This window comes from Pseudomonas sp. 22526 (assembly GCF_052044735.1).
Taxonomy (GTDB): Bacteria; Pseudomonadota; Gammaproteobacteria; order Pseudomonadales; family Pseudomonadaceae; genus Aquipseudomonas; species Aquipseudomonas piscium.
In genome coordinates this window covers 215804-236365 of the sequence record NZ_JBQENK010000004.1, presented here as the reverse complement: position 1 = coordinate 236365, position 20562 = coordinate 215804, and the positions used below count along the sequence as shown (strand labels likewise).

Sequence of the window (20562 nt, the reverse complement as noted above, 5' to 3'; positions counted from 1 at the left end):
CCTGTAGCCGCCGCAGGCTGCGAATAGCTGCGCAGCAGCCACAAACCTAGGAAGGCTATTGGCTGGAGAGAAATGGGGCGTCTGGATTGGCGAGGGCTTGCCCTCGATCGCAGCCTGCGGCAGCGGCTACAGGGGACGGGGATCAAGAAAATGGAGGTTTAGCCGCCGATGATTTTCATCACGGTCGCACCACCGGAGAACGCCACATCCTGCTTGTCGCCCAAGGCTTTGACCAGCAGGCGCTGCAAGGCCGGCAAGGCCTGATGGCGCGGCTTGTCCAGCAGGTCGCCGACGTAATGCCGGTTGCTCGACGACAGGCAACCGTGCAGCCAGCCGGTGGACGACAGCCGCAGGCGCGAGCAGGTTCGGCAGAACGGTACGCTTTCGTTGGCGATCACACCGAAATGGCCCAGCCCCGGAATTTCGTAACGCACCGCGGTGGCGTCCACCGGTGCATCGGCCTGCAGGTATTCGTAGCGCTCGCCGATCAGGCTCAGCAGCTGCTGCAGGCTGACGAACTGCTGCAGGAAGGCGTTGGAATCGCTGGCCAGATGGCCCATGCGCATCAGCTCGATAAAGCGCAGTTCATAGCCACGTTCCAGGCAGTAGTCGAGCAGCGGCATTACCTGGTCTAGGTTCTGCCCGCGCAGCGGCACCATGTTGACCTTGATTTTCATGCCCGCCGCCCGAGCCTGATCCATGCCGTCGAGCACCGTCGCCAGATCGCCGCCACGGGCGATGCTGCGGAAGGCCGAGGCATCCAGGGTGTCGAGGGAAACGTTGATGCGCCGGATACCGGCATCCACCAGCAGCGGCAACTTGCGTGCGAGCAATTGGCCGTTGGTGGTCAGGCTAATGTCTTCCAGGCCCATCTGTCCCACCGCCGCCATGAAGGCTTCGAGTTTCGGGCTGACCAGGGGCTCGCCGCCGGTGATGCGCAGGCGTTCGATGCCCGCCGCCTCGATCAGGTAGGCCACGCCGCGCGCCATGGCTTCGGCCGACAACTCGTCCTGGGCAGCCACCAGCCGCTTGCCGTTGGGCACGCAGTAGGTACAGGCGTAGTTGCAGGCAGAAGTCAGGCTGATACGCAGATTGCGAAAACGCCTGCCTTGACGGTCAACGATCATGGATGACTCCGGCGAAGGAAGAGTGAACCGGCCAAAACCTGACTTAAAAATCAGGTTTTGGCAAGTCCCATGCCTGAGTATATTCCTGGGACACTGCGCCATATAGAGAAATCATGGCGCCATAAGGCGACTGAATGAATCAGCTGCCGGAGCTATCGGGGTCGCGCTTGCGCTTGTTGCCCATGCGCACGCCGATGTCCATCAGGAACTGGAAGAAGCCTTCCTGGTCTTCCAGCACGTTGCTCCAGAACGGCGAGTGGTACAGCGCCACCGCGCCGTGCACCAGCGCCCAGGCCGCGCAGTAGTGGAAGTAAGGCGGCACGTCTTCAAGCTTGCCTTCGCTGATGCGGCCCTTGATCAACAAGGTCAGGCGTTCGAAGTTGGAAGCACGGATCTTGTGCAGCTCCTCGACCATTTCCGGAACCTGGTTGCCCTTGACCACCTTCTCTTCCAGGCGATCGAACAGCCGGTAACGCTGTGGATCGCGCATGCGGAATTCGAAGTAGGCCCGGGACAGGGCTTCCTTATCCTTGTCGACATCGGCAGAGTGCAGCAGCTCGTTCAGGTCGCGCTCATAATCGAGCATCAGGCGCAGATAGATCTCCGCCTTGGACTTGAAGTGCTTGTAGATGGTCCCTTTGCCGATACCAACGGCATCAGCGATCATCTCGACGGTGACGCTGTCTTCACCTTGATCGAGGAACAGCTTGAGCGCGGTATCGAGAATTTCTTGCTCACGGCGACGAAACTCACGGACCTTACGAGGTTCTTTCTGCATAAGAAAAGGTCTGTCGGGGTCAAAATCGAAGCCGCGTATTATGCCTAAATTGCGCCAAAATGCACGGATCATCCGACCATGACTATGTTTCTTGATGAATTTGTACAGGCCCCGGGCCTGCGTTATTTGAACCATGCAGCTGTCGCACCCTGGCCGAATCGGGCCGCCGAAGCCGTGGCGCGCTTCGCCAAAGAAAACGTTTTGCTGGGCGCGCGGGACTATCCGGACTGGATGGCCCTTGAACAACGCCTGCGTGAACGCCTGATGCGCCTGCTAAATGCACCGTCAACGGATGATATCGCGCTGGTCAAAAATACTTCGGAAGCGCTGTCATTCGTCGCCTTTGGCCTGTCCTGGGAAAAAGGTGACCAGATCGTCATCAGCGACGAAGAATTCCCCTCCAACCGCGTCGTCTGGGAAGCCCTGGCCAATCAGGGCGTGGAAGTGCTTCAGGTCAGCCTCAAGGGCGACGACCCGGAAGGCGCGTTGCTGGCCGCTTGCGGACCGCGCACCCGGCTGATGGCGATCAGCGCGGTGCAATTCGCCAGCGGCCTGCGCCTGGACCTGCAACGCCTGGGCGCTAGCTGCAAACAACAGAACGTGCTGTTCTGCATCGACGCCATCCAACAACTGGGCGCCCAACCCTTCGATGTCCAGGCCTACCAATGCGACTTCGCCATGGCCGACGGCCACAAATGGATGCTCGGGCCTGAAGGCCTTGGCGTGTTCTATTGCCGCAGCGAGCTGCGCGCCCAGCTCAAGCTCCATGAGTTCGGCTGGCACATGCTGGAACACATGGGCGATTACCGCCGCAGCGAATGGGAACCCGCCAAGAGCGCCCGGCGCTTCGAGTGCGGCAGCCCGAACATGCTCGGCGCCATGGCCCTGGAAGCCAGCCTGTCGTTATTGGAAGAAGTGGGCATGGAGCAAGTGGCGACATTGATCGCCGAACGGGTCCAGTGGCTTCAGGACGGCTTGAATGCTATCCCCGGCGTACGCCTGCACACCCCGCTCAACCCCGCCCGGCGCGGCGGAATTTTCTCGTTCAGTATCGATGGCATCGATAATCAGCAGGTTTATGAGGCGCTGCAACAACAGCAGGTGGCGTGCATTCCTCGCGGCCCTGGGGTCAGATTTTCACCGCATTTCTATACCGAAAAGCGTGTGATCGACGAAACTCTCGCCATCGTGGCGGAAATCGCCCGGCAATGAGAACTCAAGCGAAGCGCTCGTATTCCAAATTTGTTTAAAAAACAAGCAAGGCCAACTGGACTGAATTCAATAGTGATCAATACTTGAAGTGTCGGCGTGACATCTCCCCCAAGTGAAGCGCCGATGAAGGTACCAAGGGATGGCGTGCCTTTGTTTTACTCCTAATGGTCTTAACCCGGATTCACCCCCCAGAACCCGGGTTTTTTTTGCCTGCGATTCAGCCCTTGACGTGCGCCAGCGGGAACAGACGCTTGAAGTTCTGTGTGGTCTGCTCGGCAAAACGCTCGTAGGGCTCCCCACGCAACATGGCCAGGAACTCGGCGACTTCCCGCACATACTGCGGCAGGTTGGGCTTGCCGCGATAAGGAATCGGCGCCAGGTACGGCGAATCGGTTTCCACCAGCAAACGGTCGGCCGGCACCTGGCGCGCCACGTCCCGCAACGCGTCGGCATTGCGGAAGGTGACAATGCCGGACAGGGAAATATAGAACCCCAAATCCAGCGCGGCCTTGGCCATGTCCCAGTCTTCGGTGAAACAGTGCAGGACCCCGGCTTGCGGCAATGCCGCTTCGCGCAACAGGGTCAGGGTATCGGCGCGCGCGCCACGGGTATGGACGATCACCGGCTTGCCGGTCTGCTGGGCGGCTTGCAGGTGCAGGCGGAAGGATTCCTGCTGCAACTGCGCCGCCTCCGGCTCGTAGTGGTAATCCAGGCCGGTCTCGCCGATGGCCACCACCCGCGGGTGGTTCAGCTCCTGCAGCAGCCAGTCGAGGGCTGGCGCGGCGCCGGGCTGGACATCCAGGGGGTGGACACCGACCGAGCAATCGACATCCTCATAACGTTCGGCCAGGGCTTTGACGTCGGCCGCGTTGTCGGCACTGACGCCAATGCACAGGAAATGCCCGACACCGCGCTGACGAGCCGCGTCCAGGGCGGCATCAAGGGAGCCGTCGTGGGCGGCGAGGTCGAGGCGATCAAGGTGACAATGGGAATCTACAAGCATAAGAAGCGACAACCACATTCGGTCAATGAACAGGCCGGCCCGAGCGGCAGCCGGCGATTCGGTTGGTTTCCAGGCTCCGCCGTCAGTTGCGGGCCGGCAGTGCGGCCCACTGTACCAGCAAGGCTTCGAGCAACAGCACCCGATTGAGGTTGGCCTTGTTCAACACCTTCTGGCGTTGCGCAAGGATCCAGTCCTGGATCTCCAGAACCTTGGCCTGGGAGGACTTCTGCGCGAGGTACTGCACCACTTTGCGCATATCGGCCAACCCCAGACCCTCCTCGTCCTGCGTCAGCTGATAACGCAGGATCAGGCCCGACCAGTCGCAGAACCAGTCGAACAACAGCAACAAGGGTATCGCATTCCAGCCTTCGGCCAGTTGGGTCGGCGATTGCTGCTGCTTGAGCAACTTCTTCACCCCATCGACCACCTGCGCCCGCTGCTCGCGCGCGCCCTGGGCTTGCAGGCCGACAGCCGCCAGAGGCGAACCGGCCGCCAGGGTCAACAACTCGACCCGCTCCTCTTCCGAGCAATCCGGCAGGGCCTTGCTCAGCCATTGCAGGCTCATGGCCTCACTGGGCAGAGGACAGGCCTGCTGCACGCAACGACTCTTGATGGTCGGCAGCAAACGGCTCGGCTGGTGGCTGACCAGCAGCAACACGGTATCGCCGGAGGGCTCTTCGAGGCTTTTCAGCAGCGCGTTGGAAGCGTTGATGTTCATCGACTCCACCGGCTCGATCAGCACCACCTTGCGCCCGCCCAGCTGCGCGGTCTGCACCACGAAGCTGACCAGCTCGCGCACCTGGTCGACCTTGATCGCCTTGTCCGCTTCCTCCGGCTCCAGCACGTAGTTGTCCGGGTGGCTGCCGGCCTGCAGCAGCAGGCACGACTTGCACTGCCCGCAGGCATCCAGCCCGGCCGGACGCTGGCACAGCAAGCGCGCCATCAGGCGCTCGGCCAGCGCACGCTTGCCGATGCCCGCCGGGCCATGGAGCAGATAGGCATGGGCATGCTGGGCACGGCCCGCCAGTTGCTGCCAGAGCTCGTCCTGCCAGGGAAAGGCCTCAGCCACGGTGCAGCTCCAGCAATTTCGGCAACAGGGCATCCAGCGCTTGCTGGACCTGGGACAGCGGTTGTGAAGCATCCACCAACAGGTAACGCGCCGGATCGGCCGCTGCACGCTTCAGGTACGCCTGGCGTACTGCGTCGAAGAACACCCGGCCTTCCAGCTCGAAACGATCCAGGCGGCCACGGGCGCTGGCGCGGGCCAGCCCCACTTCGACCGGCAGGTCGAACACCAGGGTCAGGTCGGGCCGCAGCTCACCCTGGACGAACTGCTCCAGGGTGGCGATGCGCTCGACGGACAAACCACGACCACCGCCCTGATAGGCGTAGGTGGAATCGGTAAAACGGTCGCACAACACCACCGCGCCACGGGCCAGCGCCGGGCGAATCACCTCGGCCAGATGCTGGGCGCGCGCGGCGAACACCAGCAACAGCTCGGTATCGGGGTTCATGACCTCGTCGCCAGGGGCCAGCAGCACTTCGCGGATCCGCTCGGCCAAAGGCGTGCCGCCCGGCTCGCGGGTCAGCAGCACCTCGATGCCGGCGGCGCGCAGGCGCTCGGCCAGGTATTCGCGGTTGGTGCTTTTACCCGCGCCTTCCGGGCCTTCCAGAGTAATAAACAAGCCAGTCACAGGCAGTCCTTAATCAAAGTCATTGCGGGCTTTTCGGCTCGGGCTCGACGGGAGTTTCGACCGGTGCTTGCGGCGGTACTTCCGGACTCACCTGGGGAGCCTCCTGAGAGGGTTCCTCTGGGGACTCCTGCGGTACTGCCGCGGGCGCCGTACCGGGTGACACCGCCGGAGTCGACTCCGGAGTCTCGGAAGCCGCCGGGCTGCCCGCCGGTGCCGGGCTGGAACGATAATCGGCGCGCCGCTTTAGCTGGAACTCGCGCACGGCATTGTTGTGCGCCTCCAGATCGTCGGAGAACACGTGGCTGCCATCGCCACGGGCCACGAAATACAGGCTGCTGCCCGGCACCGGGTTGAGCGCGGCATGGATCGCCTCGCGGCCGACCATGGCGATCGGGGTCGGCGGCAAACCACTGATCACGTAGGTGTTATAGGGGGTCGCTTCCTTCAGCAGGGCGCGGGTCAACTTGCCGTTGTAACGCTCGCCCAGACCATAGATCACCGTCGGATCGGTTTGCAGCAACATGCCGACCTGCATGCGGCGCACGAATACCCCCGCAATCTGTCCGCGCTCCTGGGGCACGCCGGTTTCCTTCTCCACCAGCGACGCCATGATCAACGCCTGATAAGGCTCGGTATAAGGCACATCGGCCGAGCGCTTGTTCCATTCCTTGGCCAGCACCTCGTCCAGGCGGCTGTAGGCTTTTTCCAGCAGCTCGGCATCGGTCATCCCGCGCACGAAACGGTAGGTATCGGGAAAGAACCGGCCTTCGGGGAAAACGCCGTCGTGACCGAGTTTTTCCATGACTTCGCTGTCACTCAAGCCATTCAGGGTCTGCTCGAGCTTGTCATGCTTGGCCAACGCGGCGCGCACCTGGCGGAACGTCCAGCCTTCCACCAGGGTCAGGCTGTACTGCACCACCTCACCGCGCTGCCAGACCCCGATCAGGCCTTGTGCGCTCATTCCCGGAGTCATGCGGTATTCGCCGCTGTGCAGCGGCTGCCCTTCCATGTTGAAGCGCCAGTACAGGCGCAGCCAGAACGCGTCCTTGAGAACGCCGTTGGCTTGCAGGCGGTTGAAGGTGCCGCCTGGCGTCGAGCCGGCTGGCACGTCGAGCAATTGCTCTTGGGTCAGGTTGAGAGGCTGCTCCAGCGCCGAGTTCAACTTCCAGGCCGAGGCGCCCAGCGCCAGACCTGCCAGAACCAGTCCGGTCTCCAGCAGAAGCAATAGTTTACGTCTCACAAATCAGGCATCCAGTAGCGTGCGGGCAATGCGTTGCAGTTTACGGGTGAGCGGTCCGGCCGACCAGCGCAGCGCGCCACAGGCAAGCACCGGCCAAATGCCATAAACGCTGTTGCAGACAAAGACTTCGTCGGCCTGTTGCAACTGTTCGAGACTGATGTCGGCGATTTCCGTGGGGATCCCCAACGACGCCGCCTGAAACAATATTTCAGCGCGCATCACTCCGGCGACGCCACAACGACTCAAGTCGGCCGTGAACAAGGCACCGTCGCGCACCAGGAACAGGTTGCTGAACACCCCCTCGATCACTCGTCCGGAAAGATCGAGCATCAAGCCTTCGGCATCCTCGCTGTCCTGCCACTCGGAACGGGCGAGAACCTGTTCCAGTCGGTTGAGGTGCTTGAGGCCGGCGAGCAGGGGCTGCTCGGACAAGCGGGTGGTGCAAGGGAACAGTCGAATCCCCTGCTCGGCATTCACTGCCGGGTAAACCGCTGGCGCATTGCTCTGGAGGATTCGCCGCGGCTGCGCCCGCGGGTCGGCGGCATAACCGCGCTGGCTGTCGCCACGGGTGAGGATCAGCTTGAGCACGCCCTCCCCCAGCAGCGAGGCGTAGGCCGTGAGTTCGCTGCGGATCAAGGCTTGATCGGCAGCGATGGCCAGGCGTGAACAGCCCTCGGCCAGGCGCAGCAAATGCCGCTCCAGCAACAAGGGCTGGCCCGCTCTCACGGCGATGGTCTCGAACAGCCCATCGCCATAAGCCAGGCCGCGGTCCTTGAGCGACAGAACGTCAGCCGGCTGACCGTCGACCCAGCTGTCCATCAGCCGGCGAACCGGCGGAACACCAGGGAGCCGTTGGTACCGCCGAACCCGAAGGAGTTGGACAGCACCACGTCGATGTCCATGTTGCGCGCGGTGTGCGGCACGAAATCCAGGTCGCAACCTTCATCCGGCTCATCGAGGTTGATGGTCGGAGGCGCTGCCTGGCTGTTGATCGCCAGCACGCTGAAGATGGCCTCGATTGCGCCCGCCGCGCCCAGCAGGTGGCCGGTCATGGACTTGGTGGAGCTGACCGCCAGCTTGTAGGCGTGATCGCCGAACACGCTCTTGATCGCCTCGGCTTCCGCCAGGTCACCGGCAGGTGTGGAGGTGCCGTGGGCGTTGATGTACTGCACCTGCTCGACGTTCAGCTTGGCGTCGCGCAGCGCATTGGCGATGCAGCGCGCCGCACCGGCGCCATCGGCGGGTGGCGAAGTCATGTGGTAGGCGTCGCCGCTCATGCCAAAACCGATCAGTTCGGCATAGATGGTCGCGCCACGGGCCTTGGCGTGCTCCAGCTCTTCGAGCACCAGCGCGCCGGCACCGTCGGACAGCACGAAGCCATCACGGCCTTTGTCCCAAGGACGGCTGGCACGGGTCGGCTCGTCGTTGCGGGTCGACAGCGCGCGGGATGCGCCAAAGCCGCCCATGCCCAGGCCGCAGGCGGCCATTTCAGCGCCACCGGCGATCATCACGTCGGCTTCGCCAAAGGCAATATTGCGGGCCGCCATGCCAATGCAGTGGGTACCCGTGGTACAGGCCGTGGAAATGGCGTAGTTCGGCCCCTGGGCACCCAGATGGATGGACAGGAATCCGGAAATCATATTGATGATCGAGCCAGGCACGAAGAACGGAGAAATTCGACGCGGGCCGGAATCATGCAGCGTGCGGCTGGTTTCTTCGATATTGGTTAAACCGCCAATACCCGAACCCATGGCAACGCCGATTCGCTCACGGTTGGCATCGGTCACTTCCAGGCCGGCATTACGCACTGCCTGAAAACCGGCCGCCAAGCCGTATTGAATGAACAGGTCGAGTTTGCGGGCCTCTTTGACCGACAGGTATTCCTCGACATTGAAGCCCTTTACCGAGCCGCCAAAACGGGTGGAATAGGCAGAAAGGTCGGTGTGTTCGATCAGACCAATGCCACTGCGGCCAGCCAGAATGCCCTGCCAGCTGCTCGGAACATCCGTACCCAGTGGCGACAACATACCCATACCGGTGACTACGACGCGTCTACGCGACACAGCACTCTCCTTTTTTCTAATGACGACACTTTGCATCAGGCCTAAAGAAAAAACCGCACGCCGTTACGGCAGTGCGGTTTTTCCATGACAGCAAAAGACGACTAAATACGATTAAGCCTGGTGGCTGGTAACGTAGTCGATAGCTGCTTGAACGGTAGTGATCTTTTCAGCTTCTTCGTCAGGGATTTCGGTCTCGAATTCCTCTTCCAGAGCCATCACCAGCTCAACGGTGTCAAGGGAGTCGGCACCCAGGTCTTCAACGAAGGAAGCGGTGTTAACAACTTCTTCTTCTTTAACGCCCAGTTGCTCAGCAACGATTTTCTTGACGCGCTCTTCGATGGTGCTCATACCTTGTTTTCACTCCTAATGGACAAATTCAGGCAGCTGGCCAGTGGGTAAGTGTATAGAAAGGCTTTTCAGCTTTTCAACTGAAAGCTTCACTCCTCAAACCCTTTGGCCACCTGCCTATAAATTGATTGCAGCTTTATAACGGATTTTAGACAGCTCGTATGACATTTTTTTGAAGCAATCCGTCACATTTAACTCACATGTACATCCCGCCGTTCACCGGGATTGTAGCCCCGGTCACGTATGCCGCACCGTCGGATGCAAGAAAAGCGACCACTTGCGCGATCTCTTGAGCCTGCCCCAGACGACCCAGCGGAATTTGTGTTTGCAGCGCTTCACGCTGCGCTTCAGGCAAGTCGCGGGTCATGTCGGTATCGATGAAACCCGGGGTCACCGAGTTCACGGTAATCGACCGCGAGCCAACCTCACGCGCCAGAGCACGACTGAAACCTTCCAGACCCGCCTTGGCGGTGGCGTAGTTTACTTGGCCAGCGTTGCCCATGGCACCCACTACCGAACCGATACTGATGATTCGACCCCAGCGGGCCTTGGTCATGCCACGCAGAACGCCCTTGGACAGGCGATACAGACTGTTCAGGTTGGTATCGATCACGTCGTACCACTCGTCGTCTTTCATGCGCATCATCAGGTTGTCACGGGTAATACCGGCGTTGTTCACCAGGATCGCCGGCGCGCCGAACTGCTCCTGGATGCTGGCCAGTACGGCAGCAACGGACTCGTCGCTGGTGACATTGAGCTCAAGGCCGGTGCCTTGAATGCCGTTTTCCTTCAAGGTGGCAGCAATACCCTCGGCGCCCGAAGCGGAAGTTGCGGTGCCCACAACGATCGCGCCCAGGCGACCCAGCTCAAGCGCGATGGCCTGGCCAATACCGCGGCTGGCGCCGGTAACCAATGCAACTTTACCTTGCAGACTCATGCAGGCTTCTCCTAATTCAGGCCACCGCTGCGCGAGCGGCAGCGAAGGCATCTGGGGTATTCAGGTTAGAGGTCGATACGCCTTCGGCGCAGCGCTTGTTGAGACCCGCCAGGACCTTGCCCGGACCGCACTCGACCAGTTGGGTAGCGCCTTTGGCTGCCAGAGTCTGTACCGACTCCACCCAACGCACCGGCTTGTACAGCTGCTCCAACAGGTCACGCTTGAGGGTGTCGAGATCCGGCGCCACATCGGCGCTGACGTTCTGTACCAGTGGAATCTGTGGCGCCTGCCAGTTGATGGCGGCAATCGACTCGGCGAAGCGCTCGGCGGCCGGACGCATCAGCTCGCAGTGCGATGGCACGCTGACTGGCAATGGCATGGCGCGCTTGGCGCCACGCGCCTTGCAACCCTCGATGGCGCGCTCGACAGCGGCCTTGGCACCGGCGATCACCACCTGGCCCGGGGAGTTGAAGTTGACCGCACTGACCACTTCACCTTGCGCGGCTTCGGCACAAGCGGCCAGCACATCGGCATCTTCCAGGCCGAGAATCGCCGCCATGCCGCCCTGCCCCGCAGGAACGGCTTCTTGCATCAGCTGACCGCGACGCTCTACCAGCTTCACGGCTTCGCCCAGAGTCAGGCTGCCAGCGGCAACCAGTGCGCTGTATTCACCCAGGCTGTGGCCGGCAACGAATGCCGGGCACGCACCGCCTTCCGCCAGCCACAGACGCCACAGGGCGATGGAGGCGGTCAGAATGGCCGGCTGGGTTTTATCGGTTTGATTGAGCAGCTCTTCGGGACCCTCTTGGGTCAAGGCCCAGAGATCGTAGCCCAGTGCATCGGAAGCTTCTTTGAAGGTTTCGAGGATCAGCGGGTACTGCGCGCCCAACTCGGCCAACATGCCGAGGGACTGCGAGCCCTGTCCTGGAAAGACGAATGCGAGGGATGCAGACATTTAACAAGCCCCTAATGATCTTGTCGTCGGAGAATTGACGCCGCACCGTGGTGGACGCAAGAAACTGACAGTTGGATGGCCAATTGAACTGAGCGGTCACATTTAAGCATTTCCGAGCGCAAACGCCTAAAGCAACAGATCTTCGAGCCGACCGTGCAGGCGCTCCGGGAGGTTTTCCTGGATCTCGATCAACGCCCGTTGAATCGCGCTCTGGAAGCCCTGAACCCCCGCCGAACCGTGGCTTTTCACGACTATTCCCTGCAAGCCGAGAAAACTCGCGCCATTATGCCGCGCCGGCGCCAGATCGGCCTGCAGACGCCGCATCAATGGCAACGCCAGGGCGCCGACCACACGGGAAACTGCGTTTTTCTTGAACAACGCCTCGATACGCGCGGCGATCATGGTCGCCAGCCCCTCACTGGACTTGAGCAGGATATTGCCGACAAAACCGTCGCACACCACCACATCCGCCTCGCCGCGATACAAGCCGTCGCCCTCGACGAAACCGATGTAATTCAGACCCCGGGCATTCTGCAACAGGCTCGCTGCCAGCTTGACCTGCTGGTTGCCCTTGATGTCTTCAGTACCGATATTGAGCAATGCCACTCGCGGACGAACGACCCCCAGCGTCTCGGCGGCCACCGACCCCATGACCGCGAACTGGAACAGGTGCTCGGCACTGCAATCGACGTTGGCCCCCAGATCCAGCAACTGACAATAGCCGCGCTGGGTCGGAATGGCCGCCACCATTGCCGGACGATCGATGCCCGGAAGGGTTTTCAGCACATAACGCGACAACGCCATCAGCGCGCCGGTATTGCCGGCGCTGACACAGGCCTGGACCTTGCCATCGCGCAGCAGCTCGAGCGCCACCCGCATGGAGGAGTCCGGCTTGCCACGCAAAGCCTGGGAAGGTTTTTCATCCATGCCAATGACTTCTGCGGCGGGCACAACCGTCAGGCGTGCGCGATCCACAGCCGAATGGCCGGAAATCAGTTCTTCTAGAAGGAAAGGTTGACCGACGAGGGTCAGGTGCAGCGAGGGGGTGGCAGACAGGCAAGCAAGGCTGGCCTGAACAATGCTGCGGGGACCGAAGTCCCCGCCCATTGCGTCAATCGCGATGACTTGAGCGGACAAGGATTACTCGTCAGCGCCCTTGTCGATCACTTTACGACCACGGTATACGCCTTCTGGCGATACGTGGTGACGCAGGTGAACTTCACCAGTGGTCTTTTCTACGGACAGGGTGCTAGCCTCGAGAGCGTCGTGCGAACGACGCATGTCACGGGCAGAGCGGGATTTTTTGTTCTGCTGAACAGCCATAATTGATTAACTCCTAAACGTTTGGGTCACGCTTTAACTGCGCCAATACACTGAACGGGTTGGACCGCGTTACCTCGTCCTCGCTCGGTTCGGGCTCATCGAGACCCGCCGGCTGCTGGCATTCTTCCGGATGATGAGCAGGCACGATGGGCAAGGCGAGCAAAAGCTCCTCCTCGATCAAAGCCTGCAGATCCAAAGGATCTTCGCCCAGTTCCAGCACGTCATAACCTTTCGGCAACGACTGGGTATTCGCACCCTCCTTCACCACAGCATAACTGCATTCGCTATGGATCGGCAGGGTGACCAGCTCAAGACAACGCTGGCAAACCATTTTGACTTCGACGTCGATGGAGCTGTGGATAACTACAGCTTTACGCTCGTCACGCTCGAAAACGAATTTAGCCTGCACCGTACCGACATTGTCGGAAAGCGGGTCGCAGAGTCTCTCCAAATCGGCCAGCAGCAGTTCACCTTGAAGGGTGGTGCCACGGTCAGCCAATTTGCGCGGGTCAACGTGAGGTGGAATCGGGTCATTCAACATAGGCGCAGCATTATAGGGATGCCCCCGGCCATGTCAAAGGAAATTCAGCCCTGTGCGTCACTTGCAAGCCCCGCTAGAATTCGCGGCCAGCCTCAGGAGATGCGCATGCTGCCTTTATTACTTGCCTCAAGCTCGGCCTACCGCCGCGAATTGCTCACCCGCCTGCGCCTGCCATTCACCTGCAGCTCACCGGATATCGACGAAAGCCACCGCCCCGGGGAATCCGCCACCGAACTGGTCAAGCGTCTCGCCGAAGAGAAAGCCCGAGCGCTGGCCACCACCCACCCAGGACACCTGATCATTGGCTCGGACCAGGTCGCCGTGCTTGGCGAGCGCATCATCGGCAAGCCCCACACTTTCGAAAAGGCACGCGAACAGTTGCTCGCCGCCAACGGCGCCAGCGTGACCTTTCTCACCGGCCTGGCCCTGTTCAACAGCAAGAGCGGCCACTGCCAGGTCGACTGCGTACCCTTCACCGTGCATATGCGCGAGCTGAGCCCCGCCCGCATCGAGCGCTACCTGCACGCCGAACAGCCTTATGACTGCGCCGGCAGCTTCAAGGCCGAGGGCCTGGGCATTAGCCTGTTCCGCAGCACCGAGGGCAGCGACGCCAGCAGCCTGATCGGCCTGCCACTGATCCGCCTGGTAGACATGCTGCTCGCCGAAGGCGTGGAAATCCCCTGACCACCCACATAAAAAAGCCGGCCACAAGGCCGGCTTTTTTTCGAAAGCAGCACATTCAGCGCAGCGTCGGCCCCTGAAAGCCCATCCACATGGCCAGATGCTCGGCAACACTGGCACCTAGCTTTTTCGAGAAGCGGTCGAAAGGCGACTCCTGGACAGTGAAGTCCACCAACTCCTTCTCGCCGACCACATCCCGGGCAACCGAGCTGGCACTGCCCAGACCATCGATCAAGCCCAACTGCAGCGCCTGCTCGCCGGACCAGACCAGGCCGGAGAACAGCTCCGGATGCTCCTTGTCCTTGAGACGCTCGCCACGCCCCTGCTTGACGCTGGCAATGAACTGGCGATGAGTGGTGTCCAGCACGCTCTGCCAGAACTGGGTTTCCTCGGGTTTCTGCGGCTGGAACGGATCCAGGAACGACTTGTGCTCACCCGAGGTATAGGTACGACGCTCCACCCCCAGCTTCTCCATGGTGCCGACAAAACCATAACCGGCTGCCGTAACACCGATGGAACCCACCAGGCTCGCCTTGTCGGCATAGATCTGATCAGCAGCGCTGGCAATGTAGTAGGCGCCAGAAGCCCCCAGATCGGAAATCACCGCATAGACCTTGGTATTCGGATGCAGACCACGCAGGCGACGGATTTCGTCATAGACATAACCCGACTGCACCGGACTACCACCAGGACTGTTGATACGCAGCACAACACCCTTGACCTTCGAATCCTCGAAAGCGGCACGCAAGCCGGTCACGATGTTGTCGGCGCTCGCCGATTCCTTGTCCGCGATCATGCCCGTCACCTCGATCAGCGCCGTGTAACCGGCACCGCGGGTGGCGGTTTTTTCCATATCCATCAACGGCGTAAACAGCGCCAGGGCCACAAGCAGATAAACAAAGGTCAGAAGCTTGAAGAAAATCCCCCAGCGCCGTGAGCGCCGCTGCTCTTGCACACCGGCCAGCAGGGCCTTTTCCAGCAACTTCCAGCTCTTGTCATCAGCACTGTCGGCAGCCGATTTGCTCGGTGCTTTCCATTCGTCGCTCATGCTTTTACCCCAAAAGACTCAATTGCCCCGCTGGCTGAGCCAGGCATGCAACTGAGGAAAACTATCGATAGACAGACGCGGTTCGTAAGCCTGCAAGGCTTCCAGCGATTGCGCGCCATAACTGACCGCAACCGATGCCATGCCTGCGTTGCGCGCCATCAGCAGGTCGAAGGAGGAATCCCCGACCATCAACGCCTGCTCGGGGCGCACCTCGCAATGGGCCAGAATCTGCTCGAGCATCAGCGGATGAGGCTTGCTCGCGGTTTCGTCGGCAGCGCGGGTGATGTCGAAATAATCTTCCCAGCCATGAGCCTTCAGCACCCGGTCCAGGCCACGACGCGCTTTGCCGGTCGCTACCGCCAGATGATATCCCTCGCGCCGGAAAGCTTCGAGGGACTGCACCACCCCGGCGAACAACGGAGAAGGCTCGGCCTCGAGAGCGATGTAGTGATCGGCATAGTGCTGGCGGAAATCCACCAGCTCGACATCGCTGATCTGCGGATACAGGGTACGGATCGCCTCAGGCAACCCCAGGCCGATGATGCCCTTGACCGCGAAATCATCGCACCGGGCAAACCCCGAGCGATCGGAGGCCACATGCATGGCCTCGACTATCCGACCAATGGAGTCGGCCAGGGTGCCGTCCCAGTCGAAGATCAGCAGCTTGTAATCAGGGTGCACTCAGGCGCTCCACGGTCTTGGCCCACATTTCATCCACTGGCGCCTGCAATTTCAGCTCGCCGCCATCGGGCAACGGCACGGTCAGCATGTAGGCATGCAGAAACAGGCGCTTACCGCCCAGGTCCCGAATTTCCTTAGTGAAATCGTCATCGCCGTACTTGCTGTCGCCGGCAATGCAATGCCCGGCATGCAGGGTATGCACACGAATCTGGTGAGTCCGACCGGTCACCGGCTTGGCTTCGACCATGGTGGCGAAGTCACCGAAGCGGCGCAGCACCTTGAACACGGTCAAGGCTTCCTTGCCCTCTTCATTCACTTCGACCATGCGCTCGCCGGAACGCAGGTTGCTCTTGAGCAACGGCGCGCGGACCTGCTTGATCGAGGTCGCCCAGTTGCCGCGCACCAGCGCCATGTAGCGCTTGTCGACACCATCGCCGCGCAAGGCTTCATGCAGATGACGCAGCATGCTGCGCTTCTTGGCGATCATCAGCAGGCCGGAAGTATCGCGGTCGAGGCGATGAACCAGCTCCAGTTCCTTGGCGTCCGGGCGCAACTGACGAAAGGCTTCGATCACCCCGAAATTCAGGCCGCTGCCGCCATGCACGGCAATGCCAGCGGGCTTGTTGATCACGATCAGGGCTTTGTCTTCATAGACAATCGAAGCCTCCAGGCGCTGCAACAGCCCCTGGGCCACCGGCACAGGTTCGTCACGCTCAGGCACGCGCACCGGCGGCACGCGCACGATATCGCCCGCCTGCAGCTTGTATTCGGGCTTGATCCGGCCCTTGTTCACTCGCACTTCGCCTTTGCGCAAAATGCGGTAAATCAAGGTCTTGGGCACGCCTTTGAGCCGAGCGAGGAGGAAATTGTCGATTCGTTGGCCGGCATATTCCGGCGAGACCTCAAGCAGTTGAACGCCTGGGGTCGAGGGGGCAGTAGTCGTCATGGCGCAAATGATAACAATTTTTTATGGAATTGAAGCACTTAATGATTACTGCTATAGTCGCGAACGCCGCCAAAAGCGGCCTGGACAGCGGACCAACGGCCAACAGCCGGCCCTGACCAACGCAATTCACCAGGATGCGAGGCCGTCCTACGGGGCTTTCGCTACGAACGGTGGAGTTTTGCAGTTGTAACAAGCGCAGGTGACATGAGGCCTGAAGCACGCCGAAAAGCAGAGTTTGCACTCGCCTTTCGAGCAAATATTCACGGCCAGTTCACAAAGTGCAGTCAGCTACGAACGAACCCGAGCGAGCGCTTCGGAAACACCGCCTAAATTAGCCATGATGCGTGAGCTCCCCTTTCGGAGCTCACGGTAAATGCCAACCCGCTGCGGATTCTGCGCGCGGCAGCACCCGAATTATCAGGGATACGTGTAGGGTGGAGATGCACAACCGTCGGACTGTGTAGCATTAGGCTTTATCAAGACGCTTCATCTCGTCCACAGTCGCCGGTTGATTCCTCCTCCTGATTGAGCTTTTGCTTAAGAGGTGCCTTTTGTCACCCCAGCAAGCAGGACGCGTGAGTCGCGAGTTCGCCCCAACTGGTCGAGTCTCGCTAGACACTGGAGCGGCCAACCGCTCCTGACGCACCTGACACCGACCGTGAGAAGTCGTGTGTGCCGAACGCCGTTTCCGGCAGCCCGGAAACCGACGGTACTACATGAAAAGAATGCTGATTAACGCAACTCAACCCGAAGAGTTGCGTGTTGCACTGGTAGATGGCCAACGCCTCTACGACCTGGACATCGAATCCGGTGCACGCGAGCAGAAGAAGGCCAACATCTATAAAGGCCGTATCACTCGCATCGAACCAAGCCTCGAGGCTGCCTTTGTCGATTTCGGCTCTGAGCGCCATGGCTTCCTGCCCCTCAAAGAAATCTCCCGCGAATACTTCAAGAAAGCCCCCGAAGGCCGCGTCAATATCAAGGACGTCCTGAGCGAAGGCCAGGAAGTCATCGTTCAGGTCGAAAAAGAAGAACGTGGCAACAAGGGCGCAGCCCTGACCACCTTCATCAGCCTGGCCGGTCGTTACCTGGTGCTGATGCCGAACAACCCGCGTGCCGGCGGTATCTCCCGTCGCATCGAAGGCGAAGAGCGCAACGAACTGCGCGAAGCCCTGAACGGCCTGGTAGCCCCTGCCGACATGGGTCTGATCGTGCGCACTGCCGGCCTGGGCCGCAGCAGCGAAGAAATGCAGTGGGACCTCGACTACCTGCTGCAACTCTGGACCGCCATCAAAGAAGCCTCGCTGGACCGCGCAGCGCCTTTCCTGATCTACCAGGAAAGCAACGTGATCATCCGCGCCATCCGCGACTACCTGCGCCAGGACATCGGCGAAGTGCTGATCGATAGCGTTGAAGCCCAGGACGAAGCCCTGACCTTCATCCGCCAGGTGATGCCGCAGTACGCCAGCAAGATCAAGCTGTACGAAGACAGCGTTCCGCTGTTCAACCGTTTCCAGATCGAAAGCCAGATCGAAACCGCCTTCCAGCGCGTCGTCGAACTGCCTTCCGGCGGCTCCATCGTCATCGACCCGACCGAAGCCCTGGTGTCCATCGACATCAACTCGGCCCGCGCCACCAAAGGCAGCGACATCGAAGAAACCGCCCTGCAGACCAACCTGGAAGCGGCGGAAGAAATCGCTCGCCAGCTGCGCCTGCGTGACATCGGCGGCCTGATCGTCATCGACTTCATCGACATGACCCCGGCCAAGAACCAGCGTGCCGTGGAAGAGAAAGTCCGCGAATGCCTGGAAGCCGACCGCGCTCGCGTCCAGGTCGGTCGCATCTCGCGCTTCGGCCTGCTGGAAATGTCCCGTCAGCGCCTGCGTCCATCCCTCGGCGAAAGCAGCGGCATCGTCTGCCCTCGCTGCAACGGCACCGGCATCATCCGCGACGTCGAATCGCTGTCGCTGGCGATCCTGCGCCTGATCGAAGAAGAAGCCCTGAAAGACCGCACCGCCGAAGTTCGCGCCCAAGTGCCGATTCCGGTCGCCGCCTTCCTGCTCAACGAAAAACGCAACTCGATCACCAAGATCGAACTGCGCACCCGTGCTCGTATCGTCATCCTGCCGAACGACCATCTCGAAACGCCGCACTTCGAAGTCCAGCGTCTGCGCGATGACAGCCCGGAAGCCAGCATCAACCAGTCCAGCTACGAAATCGCCGCTGCCGCCGCCGAAGCCGAAGAAGTCCAGCCAGCCGCCGCGACCCGCACCCTGGTTCGCCAGGAAGCCGCCGTCAAGACCGCTCCAGCCCGCGCCAACGCACCGGTTCCAACTGAAGTTGCCGCCGCTCCTGTTGCCGCTCCGGCCGCCATTGCCGAGCCAAGCCTGTTCAAAGGCCTGGTGAAGTCCCTGGTCAGCCTGTTCGCCACCAAGGAAGAGCCTGCCGCTCCGGTCGTGGTTGAAAAACCGGCCACCGAGCGTCCTGCGCGCAACGAAGAACGCCGCAACGGTCGTCAGCAGAGCCGCAACCGCAACGGTCGCCGCGACGAAGAACGCAAGCCACGCGAAGAACGCGCCCCTCGTGAAGAGCGCGCACCGCGCGAAGCCCGCGAAGAGCGCCAGCCACGTGAAGTCCGCGAGGCTCGCGAGGAAGTCCAGGCCACCGCTCGCGAAGAGCGCGCGCCACGTCCGCCACGGGAAGAGCGTCAACCACGCCCACCACGCGAAGACCGCAAGCCACGTGGCGAGCGTGAAGAGCGTGTGCGTGAACTGCGCGAACCGCTGGACGCCGCTCCTGCCGCTACCGCTGAAGAGCGCCCGGCTCGCCAGCCACGCGAAGAGCGTCAACCTCGCCCACCGCGTGAAGAGCGTCAACCTCGTGCCGAACAGGCCGCTGCCGTAGCTGAAGAAGAGCTGCTGCCGAACGAAGAGCAACTGCAGGAAGACGGCCAGGAGAACGCCGAGGGCGATCGTCCACGCCGCCGCTCCCGTGGCCAGCGTCGTCGCAGCAACCGTCGTGAGCGCCAGCGTGACGCCAACGGCAATGTGATCGAAGGTTCGGAAGAAAACGCCGAAGAGCCAAGCAGCGCCGATCTGGCCGCGGGCCTGGCGGTAACTGCAGCTGTTGCCAGCACTGTGATCAGCGCCCCGGCCGAAGCCCAGGCTCACGAGCAAGCCGAACATGCGACCGCTGCTGTTCAGGAAGCTGCTCCGACCGTCGAAGCACCGGTAGTCGAGGCCACCACTGCGGTAGAGATTCCAGCAGCACCTGCTGTTGAAGTCGCCCAGGCCAGTGAGGAACAGCGTGAAGAACAGCACGAAGAACAGGCCGCTAAACCTGCCGTTGTTGCAGAACAACCTGCAGTAGTTACCGAGCCTGTGGTCGAAGCGCCAGTCACTGAAGCACCAGCGGCAGAGCCAGTTCAGGAAGCACCTCGCGCCTTCGAGCGCGCCGCCGAGGCGATCGTTGCCGAAGCGCCTGCGCCAGTCGCTGAAGTTGTGGTTGAAGCAGTCGTGGCTGCTGAACCTGTAGCTGTTGAACCCATAGCTGCTGAAACTGTAGCCGCCGAGCCTGTGGTTGCCGCACCGGCAGCACCGGTTGAAGCCCCTGCCGCCGAAGTGGCTGCGCCAGTTGCCGAGGCCGCACCGGTCAGCGCCCTGACCAGCACCGGTCGCGCGCCAAACGACCCACGTGAAGTGCGTCGTCGCAAGCGCGAAGCCGAGCGTCTGCAGAAGGAAGCCGAACTGGCTGCCGCTGCCGCCGCTGAAGCTCCGGTAGAAGCCGTAGTGGCTGCCGAGCCTGCGCCGGTGGTTGCCGAAGTGGTCGAGGCAGCTCCTGCTGTCGAACCAGCCATCGAGCAACCTGCCCCTGCTGCCGACGAAGCCCCGCGCTCCGTCGAAGAAGTGGCAGAGCACAAGCCCAAGGCCCTGGAAGAAGAGCACGAGCCTAAACCTCTCGTCTGATTCCTGAGCCGATAAAAAGC

20 protein-coding genes are annotated in these 20562 nt (G+C 61.3%); 3 read left to right on the top strand and 17 right to left on the bottom strand.

The annotated features are described in order from the left end of the window. Positions 1-158: 158 nt before the first annotated feature. On the bottom strand, positions 159-1127 hold the full coding sequence (locus ACTJKT_RS07995; RefSeq protein WP_023968435.1) for a GTP 3',8-cyclase MoaA: 969 nt from the start codon (positions 1125-1127) through the stop codon (positions 159-161). 139 nt (positions 1128-1266) lie between these two features. Beyond that, on the bottom strand, positions 1267-1905 hold the full coding sequence (locus ACTJKT_RS07990; protein WP_007928069.1) for a TetR/AcrR family transcriptional regulator: 639 nt from the start codon (positions 1903-1905) through the stop codon (positions 1267-1269). A gap of 78 nt (positions 1906-1983) precedes the next feature. Between ACTJKT_RS07990 and ACTJKT_RS07985 the strand changes: the two genes are divergently transcribed. Then, on the top strand, positions 1984-3117 hold the full coding sequence (locus tag ACTJKT_RS07985) for an aminotransferase class V-fold PLP-dependent enzyme (RefSeq protein WP_440786716.1): 1134 nt from the start codon (positions 1984-1986) through the stop codon (positions 3115-3117). A gap of 217 nt (positions 3118-3334) precedes the next feature. Here the strand turns inward: ACTJKT_RS07985 and ACTJKT_RS07980 are convergent, their stop codons facing one another. From ACTJKT_RS07980 to ACTJKT_RS07925, 12 genes are all read right to left on the bottom strand, one after another. Beyond that, positions 3335-4120 carry a TatD family hydrolase gene (locus tag ACTJKT_RS07980; RefSeq protein ID WP_097302608.1) on the bottom strand — a complete coding sequence of 262 codons (786 nt, stop codon included), beginning with the start codon at positions 4118-4120 and terminating at the stop codon, positions 3335-3337. Positions 4121-4202: 82 nt separating this feature from the next. Further along, positions 4203-5189 carry a DNA polymerase III subunit delta' gene (locus ACTJKT_RS07975; RefSeq protein WP_440786715.1) on the bottom strand — a complete coding sequence of 329 codons (987 nt, stop codon included), beginning with the start codon at positions 5187-5189 and terminating at the stop codon, positions 4203-4205. Next, positions 5182-5814, bottom strand: a complete 633-nt coding sequence (tmk, locus tag ACTJKT_RS07970) for a dTMP kinase (RefSeq protein WP_440786714.1) — start codon at positions 5812-5814, stop codon at positions 5182-5184. The genes ACTJKT_RS07975 and tmk overlap by 8 nt, the downstream gene beginning before the upstream one ends. 19 nt (positions 5815-5833) lie before the next feature. Further along, positions 5834-7054 (bottom strand): endolytic transglycosylase MltG, encoded by a 1221-nt coding sequence (mltG, locus tag ACTJKT_RS07965; protein ID WP_440786713.1) that lies wholly within the window; start codon positions 7052-7054, stop codon positions 5834-5836. 3 nt (positions 7055-7057) lie between these two features. Continuing rightward, positions 7058-7873, bottom strand: coding sequence for an aminodeoxychorismate lyase (pabC, locus tag ACTJKT_RS07960; RefSeq protein ID WP_440786712.1), 816 nt, complete (start codon positions 7871-7873; stop codon positions 7058-7060). After that, positions 7873-9117, bottom strand: coding sequence for a beta-ketoacyl-ACP synthase II (gene fabF / locus ACTJKT_RS07955; RefSeq protein WP_097302603.1), 1245 nt, complete (start codon positions 9115-9117; stop codon positions 7873-7875). Before fabF ends, pabC begins: the two co-directional genes overlap by 1 nt. Before the next feature lie 111 nt (positions 9118-9228). After that, on the bottom strand, positions 9229-9465 hold the full coding sequence (acpP, locus tag ACTJKT_RS07950; protein ID WP_003175607.1) for an acyl carrier protein: 237 nt from the start codon (positions 9463-9465) through the stop codon (positions 9229-9231). Positions 9466-9661: 196 nt separating this feature from the next. Further along, positions 9662-10402, bottom strand: coding sequence for a 3-oxoacyl-ACP reductase FabG (fabG, locus tag ACTJKT_RS07945; RefSeq protein ID WP_009047835.1), 741 nt, complete (start codon positions 10400-10402; stop codon positions 9662-9664). A 16-nt stretch (positions 10403-10418) separates the two neighbouring features. After that, positions 10419-11357, bottom strand: coding sequence for an ACP S-malonyltransferase (gene fabD / locus ACTJKT_RS07940; RefSeq protein ID WP_440786711.1), 939 nt, complete (start codon positions 11355-11357; stop codon positions 10419-10421). A gap of 126 nt (positions 11358-11483) precedes the next feature. Next, entirely contained in the window at positions 11484-12494 is a 1011-nt protein-coding gene (plsX, locus tag ACTJKT_RS07935) for a phosphate acyltransferase PlsX (protein ID WP_440786710.1), read from the bottom strand. A 3-nt stretch (positions 12495-12497) separates the two neighbouring features. Then, positions 12498-12680 (bottom strand): 50S ribosomal protein L32, encoded by a 183-nt coding sequence (gene rpmF / locus ACTJKT_RS07930; RefSeq protein WP_003179396.1) that lies wholly within the window; start codon positions 12678-12680, stop codon positions 12498-12500. 13 nt (positions 12681-12693) lie between these two features. Next, a complete protein-coding gene (locus ACTJKT_RS07925) occupies positions 12694-13221 on the bottom strand; it encodes a YceD family protein (protein ID WP_009047832.1) in 528 nt (175 codons plus the stop codon). 105 nt (positions 13222-13326) lie between these two features. On the opposite strand from ACTJKT_RS07925, the gene ACTJKT_RS07920 reads away from it, so the two are divergent. Further along, entirely contained in the window at positions 13327-13905 is a 579-nt protein-coding gene (locus tag ACTJKT_RS07920) for a Maf family protein (protein WP_440786709.1), read from the top strand. 55 nt (positions 13906-13960) lie between these two features. On the opposite strand, the gene sppA is transcribed toward ACTJKT_RS07920, so the two are convergent. Genes sppA through rluC form a run of 3 tightly spaced genes read right to left on the bottom strand, consistent with a single transcriptional unit; the run spans position 13961 to position 16577 of the window. Further along, positions 13961-14950 carry a signal peptide peptidase SppA gene (gene sppA / locus ACTJKT_RS07915; protein WP_440786708.1) on the bottom strand — a complete coding sequence of 330 codons (990 nt, stop codon included), beginning with the start codon at positions 14948-14950 and terminating at the stop codon, positions 13961-13963. An 18-nt stretch (positions 14951-14968) separates the two neighbouring features. Next, positions 14969-15631, bottom strand: a complete 663-nt coding sequence (locus ACTJKT_RS07910) for an HAD-IA family hydrolase (RefSeq protein ID WP_440786707.1) — start codon at positions 15629-15631, stop codon at positions 14969-14971. After that, on the bottom strand, positions 15621-16577 hold the full coding sequence (rluC, locus tag ACTJKT_RS07905) for a 23S rRNA pseudouridine(955/2504/2580) synthase RluC (protein WP_007928042.1): 957 nt from the start codon (positions 16575-16577) through the stop codon (positions 15621-15623). The genes ACTJKT_RS07910 and rluC overlap by 11 nt, the downstream gene beginning before the upstream one ends. A 716-nt stretch (positions 16578-17293) precedes the next feature. Between rluC and rne the strand changes: the two genes are divergently transcribed. Then, positions 17294-20542, top strand: a complete 3249-nt coding sequence (rne, locus tag ACTJKT_RS07900; protein ID WP_440786706.1) for a ribonuclease E — start codon at positions 17294-17296, stop codon at positions 20540-20542. Positions 20543-20562 lie beyond the last annotated feature (20 nt).